Consider the following 11,170-nt stretch of genomic DNA (forward strand, 5'->3'; position numbering starts at 1 on the left):
AACTCTTTCTTTCCAAACTCTAATACATGTATTTTCCCAATTCAAACATGTAAATATAAAAGCATCTTTATCACTTCCATCTATACTACCTAATAAAATATGATAAATATCATCTTCAAACTCTTTTTGTACACCATAGGCAATTGAAATAGTATCAAATTCAGGATGTAAAGAATATAAATATACAGGAAAATACATGACCTTAGGGGTATCTCCTTCTAAAACTACATACTTCTTAATAAACTCGTTTAATCTTTTCTTCATAGAAGTTCCTAATTGAGCTGTTTTAATACAATCGTTTGTTATATCACCATCAAATGGATTAACTTTCTTAACACCAGAATGATAATCCGATATAGCAAGATCATATAGTTTCCCTAAAAAATCCTCTACAGATAAATCACCATTCTGATACCAATCTAATATAGAAATACAACTAGCCATAAATAACCTCCAAAATAATAAATAGTCTAAATAATAACAGGTTTAAGCAGATACACTATGGGACACTACCTATAAATAATCCCATTCTCCTCTAACCAAGTAAGTAGTAAATTCCTTATTTATTCCTCTATCTTAGCAAGTCATTCCTCCAGGCCTTAAACAATCTCATGTTTTTCATCTTTTCTTCTTAATTAATCTTGACTGAAGGTCTTGAGGGTTTGCATCATGTGGGAACGATTAAGGAACACGGCTGGAAGGCAGATTTATCCCCTACTTTGAAAGACTACAAAAAAGTAATCAATCAAAATAGATGGATAAGCGTCTTGTTTTCGCCATGCGGTCACTTATAAGGTATCCGTATGTATAGACCCTGTTCACTCAGCGATTTTCACCGCATACATCCTTTTACTATGGCTTGTCCTTGTAATATCGTCCCTACACGACAAACTGAATGTACTCCCTAGCACCGTAATGCTAACGATAACCACCCGAACCTTTTAGGGATTCGTCCCTGGGCACGTTCTCACCCACCCTCATCAGATGAACAGGAATCCAATGAGGGGTGCTGTTTTTGTAGGCGCATACTCTGTACCCCCTGCACGACCAACAGCTAGCCACGCACGTAACACGTTCCTCCTATATGTATAGCAGCACGGAATTACGGCTTATCAGTTTTTATTTACGTGGTATCAGGCAATTCCACGCGAACAAAAAACAAAAAGGCATCTCCAATTCCTAAATGGCCTGTAGATCCACAAGACTTCTAGGTTTAGAGATGCCCGATATATATCTTTTGGACTACAAAATAATCAAATCTAGTATTTACTAGTTGATATTTATCCAAACAATAGATAAAATGGGTATATCAAAGAAGCCTCGTGAAAAGGCATAGTTGTTTAAGGTAAGTGTTGGTGCACTACTTAAACGTTAACACTGTCGTTGAATACAGTTTTTCTAGTCAAGTGGTGGTACACTTGCTAGAGAAAGTCATTCCCGCTATCGGTTGGCGCCAATAGCATATGGGAGTGGCTTTTTGTTTTGTGTTCATATTCAATTGTTTTGCTCAATCTATTTATGTAGATTTGATTTATCAAAATATGTTTTGTTTTGTAGAATGTTGCTTGTTGTGTACTACGTTACAACAAGCTTTTTTCTTTGTAAATACCTCTATAATCGTGTGTTTATCCTTTGATCTATTCAATCAAAGGATAAAAAGATACAAAGATAAAAAGATACATTTATCCTTAGATACAAAGATACATAGTTTACCTTTGTGTATCTTTAGATACAAAGATAAAAAGATAGAAAGATAAAAAGATACATAAATTAACGTTGATTTAACAACTTTTTCTTAAAATACGTTGTACAAGAAAAATAGGGTTAATTTATTAAACATAAAAAAAGATACATTTACCCTTTTACTTTTTGTACGAGCTCGTGTTATTATCAATTCGAGAATAAAAAGATAAAAAGATACATTTATCCTTTGTTACAATTATATTACAATTTTAAAAGGAGCGATTCCTGTGAAAAAAGGATACGTAATAATCAACGCCCAACAAAAAGGTGGAGTTGGAAAAACAACTGATTCGTGTATGGAATCTCTTGTGGCTTCTTTAATCTTTAATAAGAAAGTTTTATTTATTGATACTGACCTTCAAGGGAATGGTACAACATTCTTAGCGAAATCATTTAATATTACCGAAATGCAAAAGACTTTAATGAAGTGTCTTGAAGATGGAGACTTATCAGAAGGTATTGTGCAGCTTCACGAAAACCTAGACATGATTCCATGTGGATATGACATGAGGAAATATGCTGACTTCTTAATCGAAACATTTAATACAGTTGAAGACAGAACTTTTTACCTTTCTAGATTGCTAGAAAAAATCAAATACAACTACGATTACATATTCATCGATATTCCACCTTCAACAGATTTAAAAGTGGATAATGCGATGGTAGCAAGTGACTACATTATTGTTGTTCAAGAAACTCAACAATTTTCATACGAAGGAAGCCAACGTTTAATCTTTGAATACATCCAAACATTAGTTGATGACTTTGGTTCGCTCGTAAAAATGCAAGTTGCCGGAGTACTTCCTGTATTACTGCAACAAAAGCGTGCCTTACACAAAGAAATTGTAAAAAGTACAATCGCTACTTTTGGTGAAGAGAATGTATTTACTACAATTATTAACAATCACGCACGTTTAGAATGGTATCCACGAATCGGGTTACAATTTGAAGATCATCATGATAAGAGAATGCTAGCTTTATTCTGTGATATTTTCTGTGAATTAGAAGAAAGAATTCACCTTTTCGAAACCGAGGGAGATATTGAACCGGGATATAGATATACACAAAAGTATTTCGTAGAAAATAAACTTACTAAGTTAGGGAAGGGGATTGACATAAGTGGCTTTAATCAAAAGGGAAACACCGCAAGAACCGAAGATAACGCAATCTGCTAATACAGAAAGAAATGTTCAGAGTACAAATAACAATACCACACCCCAAAAGAAAGTTTTAACAGCACAAGATAGAAAGAACATAAAAGTAACTCCCGAATCATTCAGCAAAATTAAAACCATTTGTACAATGAAAAGCTTGAAAAATTACGAATTTATTGATGAAATTTTAGAGTTTTACATCGCTAATAATTTAACCGAGCGGGAGCAACGTATACTTAAAAATATAACTTCTAATAACAAGTAGTTATGAGGAAATCCCGTCCTCATAGCTTTTCTTTATGTATCTTTGTATCTTTGTATCTAAAGATACATGTATCTTTTTAAAAAAATCGCTAGTATTTATAAATACTAAATAGGAGTGGTACCTGTGGAAAATAAGAGTAATTCTTTTGTAGTGACTTTGACGCCTATTACCGAAAGTTCAGATTTAACTATTCAAAGCGATCATACTGACATAGAAAAGGAAAACCGAAATTCCTCAGAAGAGGACAAGCTCTTTGAAAAGCCTAAGAGAAAACTTACTACGAAAGAGTTGCCGAAATCTTTCCGTGTCTCATTAGAAACACATACAGCCATTTCAACACTTGCTACAATTGAAGATATGAAAATTTACGAAGTAATAAATATGTTAATCGAAGAAAAAGTTGCTTCATTACCTGCACCAAAGCAGACGTTAGTAAAAAACGCTGTAAAACAAGTACTTGAAGTGAATAAAAGTCGAGAATAGGAATTGATTCCTATCTAAATAACAAAGAAGAGGACAAGCATAACGCTTGTCTTTTTTATTTATTCTCAAAGGTTTTTAGGGAGGATTGTAGATTCTTAGGGAGAATGTTGCAATAGGAACGAAAGGGGGAACGGATATAAATGGATCAGGAACAGTGGAACGGGAATCGTGACTCATTAGAAAAGTCTTATTGGACTAAGGAAGTTGCTGAGACTCTCGGCATAAGTGATAGCTATTTACGTAAATGGTGTTTGGAACTTGAGAAGAACGGATACAAATTCATCAAAGTTAAGGACGGAAAGAACAGAGAAAACCGAGCTTTCACAGAACATGACTTGATTGCATTACGGAAGTTTCAATCGCTTATCGGGAACGCTGGAACGACACGCTCTATGGCTGCTAAAGTCATCGCTGAAGAATACAGTTCGGAAGATAGGAACGGTGGAACGGGGGTTGTTCCTGCCCCTCTTATTAGAGATAATGATCGCGATAAAGCCTTGGAGGAACTAAAACAACTAGCTTTTAATGTTTGGAAAGATGAATTAAAATTAGAGCTTAGAGAAGAGATTAAACACGAGCTTAAAGAAGAAATACAGCAACACATGAACGAGGGAATACAATCAGCAGAGGAACGTCTTGGTGAACGTTTAAAGAGCCATGACGAACTACTCATGCAAACGATTCGCGAACAACAAGAGACTAAAAAGATGTTAGTTGCTGCGCAGGAGAAAAAGAAATGGTGGCAATTTTGGATTAAATAGATAATGGAATTGCTGATTTATTTGGTGATGATGGAGGATTTGAATTACAAATAGGTTAATATGTGATAAATCAAAACGCCAATAACCCGTATCAAAAAGGGGTATTGGCGTTTTGTTCTTGTAATTCTTTAACTAATTTAGTTAATTCATTAATTTGTTCATCTTTTCTTTTAATAATAGTAACAGTTTTATCCATAAGTTCATCAAGCTTATCCATTTGTTCACCCATTTCATTAGATGTTGTAGCATACATTCTAACATCTGCTAATAATTTATCTAGTTTCTCATTTCGTTTTTCGGCAGCTTTTAATGCTTCTCGTTTATTGTTATATCCTATAGATACAAATACAAACCCTAAAGCAATCACACTGGCGATAGTACTCATTTTTTCCAATGTATCTTCAGATAAAGAAGTGATGCTTAGCATATATGGGAAACAAACAATGCTAGTGGCAGCTAGAAAATATAGAAGATTACCTAATAAATTTGCGAAAAATGACAAGAATTTCTTATTACGATTTTCTTTTAATCTATCTATGGAGTCAGAGAGAGTTAAACAAAAACCTGATATGGAAATTCCTGTTACTAGCGCTGGAGGAATTACCGTGACACCTATAAGATTGCATATTCCAAGATAAATTATTGCGAACCCTATGAATATTGTTATTTTATCCATATTTTCATACCAATTTTTCATTATTTTTAATCCCCTCTATATTAGACAATTTATAATTTGAATTATATATTAAATTGATTTTTTATTGTGATTTATTATTCTATATTTACCTTTGGTTACATAACATGTATATTGCCTGTTATCCTTGTAACTCTTCCCAGCTTCGACCGTACAACTGGGTGTGCTGTTTAGTTAGGGAACAGTTACTATATTTTTGTTGCAAGACTCTCCATGAAATTGCTAATTGAATAAGCTTGGAAGATACGTAAATTAGAAGAATTAATATCATACTGCTTATCAGTAATAATAAGGATTGACGGGAAGTATTTAGTTCCTTTCGGCTGCCACGATTCGTTGTGCCATTCCTGACTGTGAAAATATAATTCATACCTGTTTATCTTATCTTGCATAATCTTCTTGCTGTAAACTGACTTCTGAACTTCAATGAAGAATGGAGATCTGCGCCAGATTGTAAATGCATCTGGTTCCATAAATTCTTTCCCGTACTTAGGCTCCACTTTAAATAGTTTCGGTTTTTCATAATGGATAAGCTGTTTATATACGTCTACAATACCGAGGAAGTGAGGAATCTTTTGACTAGTTTTACGAAGTGTGCTGGGATGAGGGAAATATATAAATGGCTGCTGTGTGATATTGGCATCCACATGACCGTCTCTCCTTAATCGTTTCATCACCGTGTTACAGCAAGTAACCGCGTTTTTAAGTCCATTAAAATGCAAATCTATAATGTCATCCCTAGACATACATCTAAAACGTTTCAAATTGTTCAGTATTGCTTTATCTCTACTCCTCATAATCTAACACCCCGAACAATCGATTATCTTCTTGTAGAGGATTCTGAAGCTTCATATCTTCTTTTGGAATGCGATAAGGTTCAACGATTTGTTTCGCTTTACTTAATTCTAAAAATGGAGCTTGCACTTTCTTTAATCCATTTAGCTTTAATATCATTTGGCCCGATTGCTCTAAGTGTTCCGAACCAGGTGTACCCATGATATTACTGTTAATCGTACTATCACATTTAAAGCCCATTCTTACCGTCATATTGAGTTTTAACTTACCATCTAATACTTTCGCGTCAGGACGTTGCATACTGAGCATAAGAAAGACACCAAGTGATCTACCGACTGCCGACATTTTTTCGATTGTGGACATACATTCTTTTTCATCTTGCAACATGGCCACTTCATCAATAGCAAGTAAGATATACGGTTTCTGATTATCGGGATTCAATTTGTTATATTCATCGATATGATCCACTTCATACTCTTCCATCAATTTTCTACGTTCGCGTATTTCCTTCCACACTTTCTGAAGCATGATCTTCATTTCGATTTCTTCCATGCAAACCTCTTTTACGTGTTTTACTCTTCGTAAGAAATGAAACTCAGAGTTTTTCAAGTCGCCCAGGTACAAATGTAATTTATCAGGTGACATGTATTGAATGAGTGTGGATAGCACAACACGGACCATACTACTTTTTCCACTCCCTGTTTCTCCTGCAATTAATAAGTGCGGTGTATTTGAATCAACCATGTCATATACAATCATGTTTCCGAATTGGTCACGACCTACCACAACAGGTAGACGATGCTGTTTTAGTAACGGCTGCCATTTCTTATAACTGTAATTGTATGGTTGTAGTCCTGCATCCGAATGAAATACATTGAGTACAAACTTTTTAATATCACCTTCAATTGCTACATTACGACCTAATATTTGTTGAAAGCAAAACCATTTCTTTTCAATCGTCTTCGGATCCAAACCATTTGGAATGGTAAATACATATCGAACATTTTCTTGTGTGGAAGAAACAGAATGTATCTTTGGATAAATCGGCACCTTCCCACCTCTTGTTTGATGGTCCACATATAAACCTGCTTTTCCAAATACCTCTATAAGTTGATTCTTCAAACTTTGTTTATGCAGCCAATCCTTTACAATCCCCATATGTTCACCCCTCAAAACATAATTACGAGCCTAATAAATACATAACCAATTAGACAAACTCCACCTATTCGTGTTCCATGATAAATTCCTTCACTTACAAGTTTTGCTGCGGATACATGGTCATTTTTCACTAGATATTTTTCCAGTACCACTGCCCCAATTAAAACCGTTCCCATGATTCCAAGTGCAAGGTAAGTATTTATCATTTGGTCTGACATATGGAGAAATGCTAATGGACTAACAGAATTATATTTTCTTATTTTTGGTACTTTGTCTTTGTATGAACCATCCATAAATGAACGGAAAGGGATTACTTGTTTTCTTGTAAACATAAAGCCACCGCCTTTTTTATTATTTATCACATTCTGCACAAGACTCTGAACAATACTTCTTTCCGTTCAGTCTCCAAAACAACCAATCGGATAAAAGACAGTTACAATACCCACAAGTTTCTTTTGATGACATCTTGATGTTCATTGCATTCTCCCCTTTATAAACAGAATTTAAAATCCTGATGATACATAGGTTTATCGCCCCAATACCTTGATATCGTTACCTTAGTAGCTAACTTGATAGCTACTTTGATAGTACAAATGCTAGTTACCTTGATAGTGGTTAAGCTAGTTACTTTGGTAGCTGCTTTGATAATAGGTTTGATAGTTACTTTAGTAGCGACCTTGATAAAGCATATGGTGTGCAGCTTGGACAATTTCTTATTTTTTTGCCTTAGTTTAAAAAAGTAAGAAATAGGTCAAGATGTTGATGAGGTGATAAGCGTGTTCGGATTAGGGAAAAAACGAACAAAATTTGGTAGCTATCTCGACCGGAATGGAATAGCGCAAATTGAATTAGAAAGAACATCGAAACTAAGTACAGCCACTATTTCTAAGTTGTGTAATGATAAAAAATATAGACCGAAATTTTCCACGATAATTCAAATCGTTAAAGGTATGAAGAAGTTAGGGAAGAACATAGATGAACATGATTTTTGGATGTAGCCTTCACTAAAAATAGTGGGGCTATTTTATTTTTTTGAAAAAACCTCTTCATAAAAGAACATACATTCGTATATAATAAGAACTAACGTTCTGTTATTTAGGGGGAATAACGGTGTATGACTATTCAATATTGCCAAACCGAATTGTTTTATGTGTAGATCTTCGTAGCTTTTATGCTTCAGTCAGTTGCATCAAGATGGGATTAGACCCACTTCATACTAAATTAGCTGTAGTCGGTGATGTGAATAGGAGTGGTTCAATTGTTTTGGCCGCAACCCCACCATTAAAAGCGTTGGGTGTTAAGAAAATGGCAAGATTATACGAAATACCACGTCGTAAAGATATCCTTGTGGTGAATCCAATTATGAGTACTTACATAAAATGCTCTAATTTCATCACTAAGTTGGCTCTACAATACGTGCCTATTGAGGATTTTCATCAATATTCCATCGATGAGTTTTTTATGGATATTACGGATAGTATTCATTTGTTTGCTAACGACCCATACGACTTCGCATTAAAATTCAAACGTGAAATTTATGCAAAGACACGAATCGAATGCACGATAGGAATTGGTCCTAATCCTTTAATGAGCAAAGTGGCTTTAGATGTGGAAGCAAAGAATACGAAAGATTGCATAGCATACTGGAAATACGAAGATGTACCCATAAAATTATGGCCAATACGACCACTTAGTAAGTTTTGGGGGATTTCGGGTAAAACAGAAGCGAAGTTAAACCGAAAAGGGATTCATTCAATCGGAGACTTAGCGCAATATCCACTCAAATACTTAAAGCAAAGCTTCGGTGTTATTGGCGAAGAATTACACTTACATAGTAACGGCATAGATTTTAGCCGCATATCAGAAAAATACGTTCCGGCATCAACTTCTATTGGTAAGAGTCAAATACTTATGCGTGATTACACTATAGAAGAATTCCCGATTATTTTACTGGAGCATATTGAAGAAGTTTGTTATCGAATGCGAAGGCAAAACAAACTAGCTCAAACTATTCATTTTTCCATTGGTTACAGCAAAAATTACGCTGGTGGCTTCAGAAAAACACACACTATGAATCGACCGACCAATTTAACAATGGATATATATAAGATTTGTACATATTTTTTACACGAGTTTTACACTGGAGAACCCATTAGATCCATAAATGTTTCTTTAACTAACTTAATCAATGAAGGTGAAGAACAAATCTCACTATTCGATAATGTAATACAACGAGAAAAAGAAATGAAATTAACTAAAGTAATGGACGAAATACGCACTAAATTTGGTAAGAACAGTATTTTACGAGGGATTTCCTACACGCATAGCGCTACAGCTAGACACAGAAACACACTAATAGGAGGGCATAAATCATGAGAAACGCTAATATGCCAAAAGGGAGAAAAATGGTCAAATGGACTCCGTTCGCAGCATTAACAACACAGTTTGACGGCATACGTGAGATTATTAAGGAGAAAAACAAAGTAACTCGGCCGATATTAACAGATGAAGAAAAAGAATTAATTGAAAACATGTTATTATGTTCCTTATTATCTGAAGAAGAAATACTAATTACGTATTATGAAGATGGATTTTTACTTACTAGCTATATGACCGTCATTGATATTGATCCGTTGAATAAATCTATAATTTGTACGGATGCATTTTATAATAATATGACGTTGAAATTCATTGATATTATTGGTGCAAAATAAAAAAAGCCGCCCAACAGGACGGCTCTTATTTATGTTAATTAAACTATTCTTTTGTATAGAAGTATTTAAGACCTCTAGCATCCAACCATGCTGTTGCTCGATCTAGTTCATTCCCTTGGCGATATGCTGTTTCAAATCTAACTAATCCCTGTTTATCTCCAAATGAGATAATACGAGATTCATATCCAAGAGCATCCATCATTCCTAACATTTCTGGTACTAACGCTGTTCCAAATTCATACGTAACAACTTTACTGAATTTATTCACTGTAATCTCCACCTCTCTATTATTTGTACTTGATTGAATTGTTTTGCCAACAATAACCTCAGCTACTGCTTTAGCTGCTTTATCGAAATTAGCACGGTATTTTTGCATATCTGTTTCGTTATCGATAAAACAAATTTCGGGTAATAGACCAGTCTTTGTTTTATTAATCCACCCTAAATCTGTTGTTAATTTAATGCCTCGGTCTCTCAAACCAAAGGCATCAGCCATTGCCTTTGAAATCTTTGCTGCTAATTCTCTATTTCCGTATGATGGGTGCAACCAAACTTCACAGCCTGTACCACCTGGAAAAGCATTTAAATGAAATTGTAAATCTACATCACTATCTTTCACTCGTAAGTGGTTATTTGCTGCATTGCTCCAAACTGCGGTTTGTGTTGTTCCAACTTCATCAGAACAATTCACATATTTCCATCCTGCTGCTTGTACATATTTAGCAACTGCGTCAAGAAACTTTCTGTCCTCCACATGTTCTTTCCCATAAACACTATTTGCACCTTGTACAATATTATTGTGGCCACCTGATCCTGCGAAACAACCCATTATTGAACATCTCCTTTTTTATCTTCTTGTTTTTGCTTGCCGCCTAAAACTTCAATTGCATTCATAAATACTGAAGGTAACTTAATACCCATCGCCCCCGCATTTTCCAATAGTGATAACAACTCATTTCCAATAAACAAAAATAGTGTTGCTTCACGAACTGAATTATTAGTTCCCATAACAACATCTACTTGTGTGGCTGCCGCTACCAAAAGAAAAAGCATTACCTTTTTGGCAATGCCTTTGAATCCTATTTTGCTTTTTAATGTACCGTTAACACCTGCTGCAAGTACGCCTGTTAGATAGTCAATTACCGTCATGATTACTAGGACTTTCAATGTTGCATCCCATCCTCCCAAAAAGTATCCGAAAAATGCTCCGGATGTAGCTATAAATGTTTTCATTAATACGTCAATACGATCCACATTCTTTCCTCCTTTGCAAAATAAAAAAGCCCACTATTGCGCGCTTATCTTTAAAAACCGTATTTTGTGCAAAATAAAAAACAGCTTACGGCTGCTCTGTTTGCGTTGTATTTTCAGTTGTTGGCTTTTCTAATTCTTGAGGATATACC

The 11,170-nt window shown here is 34.8% G+C and carries 15 protein-coding genes; 7 read left to right on the plus strand and 8 right to left on the minus strand.

Annotated features, from left to right (window positions below):
- Positions 1-444: hypothetical protein (locus ACQGSG_RS22390; protein WP_426948036.1), on the minus strand; the 444-nt coding region annotated here is incomplete at its 3' end.
- Positions 445-1,970: 1,526 nt separating this feature from the next.
- Here ACQGSG_RS22390 and prgP point away from each other — a divergent pair.
- From prgP to ACQGSG_RS22410, 4 genes are all read left to right on the plus strand, one after another.
- On the plus strand, positions 1,971-2,918 hold the full coding sequence (gene prgP / locus ACQGSG_RS22395; RefSeq protein WP_058839868.1) for a ParA superfamily DNA segregation protein PrgP: 948 nt from the start codon (positions 1,971-1,973) through the stop codon (positions 2,916-2,918).
- Positions 2,863-3,162 (plus strand): hypothetical protein, encoded by a 300-nt coding sequence (locus tag ACQGSG_RS22400; RefSeq protein ID WP_098123987.1) that lies wholly within the window; start codon positions 2,863-2,865, stop codon positions 3,160-3,162. Before prgP ends, ACQGSG_RS22400 begins: the two co-directional genes overlap by 56 nt.
- 114 nt (positions 3,163-3,276) lie before the next feature.
- Positions 3,277-3,645: a hypothetical protein gene (locus ACQGSG_RS22405; RefSeq protein WP_426948038.1), complete on the plus strand. Its 369-nt coding sequence runs from the start codon at positions 3,277-3,279 to the stop codon at positions 3,643-3,645.
- Positions 3,646-3,785: 140 nt separating this feature from the next.
- Complete coding sequence (locus ACQGSG_RS22410; protein ID WP_426948039.1) at positions 3,786-4,406, plus strand: DUF3967 domain-containing protein; 621 nt, start codon at positions 3,786-3,788, stop codon at positions 4,404-4,406.
- 91 nt (positions 4,407-4,497) lie between these two features.
- Here the strand turns inward: ACQGSG_RS22410 and ACQGSG_RS22415 are convergent, their stop codons facing one another.
- The 5 genes from ACQGSG_RS22415 to ACQGSG_RS22435 form a co-directional block, all read right to left on the minus strand.
- Positions 4,498-5,103 (minus strand): hypothetical protein, encoded by a 606-nt coding sequence (locus ACQGSG_RS22415; protein ID WP_227595650.1) that lies wholly within the window; start codon positions 5,101-5,103, stop codon positions 4,498-4,500.
- A gap of 185 nt (positions 5,104-5,288) precedes the next feature.
- Positions 5,289-5,897, minus strand: coding sequence for a replication-relaxation family protein (locus ACQGSG_RS22420; protein ID WP_426948041.1), 609 nt, complete (start codon positions 5,895-5,897; stop codon positions 5,289-5,291).
- Positions 5,887-7,053, minus strand: a complete 1,167-nt coding sequence (locus ACQGSG_RS22425) for an FtsK/SpoIIIE domain-containing protein (RefSeq protein ID WP_426948043.1) — start codon at positions 7,051-7,053, stop codon at positions 5,887-5,889. Before ACQGSG_RS22425 ends, ACQGSG_RS22420 begins: the two co-directional genes overlap by 11 nt.
- Positions 7,054-7,064: 11 nt before the next feature.
- Positions 7,065-7,385 carry a hypothetical protein gene (locus tag ACQGSG_RS22430; RefSeq protein WP_033696111.1) on the minus strand — a complete coding sequence of 107 codons (321 nt, stop codon included), beginning with the start codon at positions 7,383-7,385 and terminating at the stop codon, positions 7,065-7,067.
- A gap of 19 nt (positions 7,386-7,404) precedes the next feature.
- The gene (locus ACQGSG_RS22435) at positions 7,405-7,530 is read right to left on the minus strand and encodes a hypothetical protein (RefSeq protein WP_256627422.1); all 126 of its coding nucleotides are present in this window, start codon (positions 7,528-7,530) and stop codon (positions 7,405-7,407) included.
- 299 nt (positions 7,531-7,829) lie between these two features.
- On the opposite strand from ACQGSG_RS22435, the gene ACQGSG_RS22440 reads away from it, so the two are divergent.
- The 3 genes from ACQGSG_RS22440 to ACQGSG_RS22450 all read left to right on the plus strand — a co-directional run bounded on the left by ACQGSG_RS22440 (position 7,830) and on the right by ACQGSG_RS22450 (position 9,767).
- The gene (locus ACQGSG_RS22440) at positions 7,830-8,051 is read left to right on the plus strand and encodes a helix-turn-helix domain-containing protein (RefSeq protein WP_000467329.1); all 222 of its coding nucleotides are present in this window, start codon (positions 7,830-7,832) and stop codon (positions 8,049-8,051) included.
- Positions 8,052-8,163: 112 nt separating this feature from the next.
- Positions 8,164-9,429, plus strand: a complete 1,266-nt coding sequence (locus ACQGSG_RS22445; RefSeq protein ID WP_426948046.1) for a Y-family DNA polymerase — start codon at positions 8,164-8,166, stop codon at positions 9,427-9,429.
- Entirely contained in the window at positions 9,426-9,767 is a 342-nt protein-coding gene (locus ACQGSG_RS22450; RefSeq protein WP_426948048.1) for a YolD-like family protein, read from the plus strand. Before ACQGSG_RS22445 ends, ACQGSG_RS22450 begins: the two co-directional genes overlap by 4 nt.
- Positions 9,768-9,810: 43 nt before the next feature.
- Here the strand turns inward: ACQGSG_RS22450 and ACQGSG_RS22455 are convergent, their stop codons facing one another.
- Together ACQGSG_RS22455 and ACQGSG_RS22460 are read right to left on the minus strand one after the other, a co-directional pair.
- Positions 9,811-10,596 carry an N-acetylmuramoyl-L-alanine amidase gene (locus ACQGSG_RS22455; protein ID WP_426948050.1) on the minus strand — a complete coding sequence of 262 codons (786 nt, stop codon included), beginning with the start codon at positions 10,594-10,596 and terminating at the stop codon, positions 9,811-9,813.
- Positions 10,596-11,021 (minus strand): phage holin family protein, encoded by a 426-nt coding sequence (locus ACQGSG_RS22460; protein WP_426948051.1) that lies wholly within the window; start codon positions 11,019-11,021, stop codon positions 10,596-10,598. Before ACQGSG_RS22460 ends, ACQGSG_RS22455 begins: the two co-directional genes overlap by 1 nt.
- Between the last annotated feature and the right edge of the window lie 149 nt (positions 11,022-11,170).

The organism is Bacillus sp. GMa5/1 (assembly GCF_050172015.1).
Lineage (GTDB): Bacteria > Bacillota > Bacilli > Bacillales > Bacillaceae_G > Bacillus_A > Bacillus_A cereus.

What these genes read in the sequence shown, in the direction of transcription:
- ACQGSG_RS22455 (WP_426948050.1), bottom strand. Translation starts at nt 10,596, where the DNA reads ATGGGTTGTTTCGCAGGATCAGGTGGCCACAATAATATTGTACAAGGT.
- ACQGSG_RS22435 (WP_256627422.1), bottom strand. Translation starts at nt 7,530, where the DNA reads ATGAACATCAAGATGTCATCAAAAGAAACTTGTGGGTATTGTAACTGT.
- ACQGSG_RS22415 (WP_227595650.1), bottom strand. Translation starts at nt 5,103, where the DNA reads ATGAAAAATTGGTATGAAAATATGGATAAAATAACAATATTCATAGGG.
- ACQGSG_RS22425 (WP_426948043.1), bottom strand. Translation starts at nt 7,053, where the DNA reads ATGGGGATTGTAAAGGATTGGCTGCATAAACAAAGTTTGAAGAATCAA.
- ACQGSG_RS22450 (WP_426948048.1), top strand. Translation starts at nt 9,426, where the DNA reads ATGAGAAACGCTAATATGCCAAAAGGGAGAAAAATGGTCAAATGGACT.
- ACQGSG_RS22420 (WP_426948041.1), bottom strand. Translation starts at nt 5,897, where the DNA reads ATGAGGAGTAGAGATAAAGCAATACTGAACAATTTGAAACGTTTTAGA.
- ACQGSG_RS22410 (WP_426948039.1), top strand. Translation starts at nt 3,786, where the DNA reads ATGGATCAGGAACAGTGGAACGGGAATCGTGACTCATTAGAAAAGTCT.
- ACQGSG_RS22430 (WP_033696111.1), bottom strand. Translation starts at nt 7,385, where the DNA reads ATGTTTACAAGAAAACAAGTAATCCCTTTCCGTTCATTTATGGATGGT.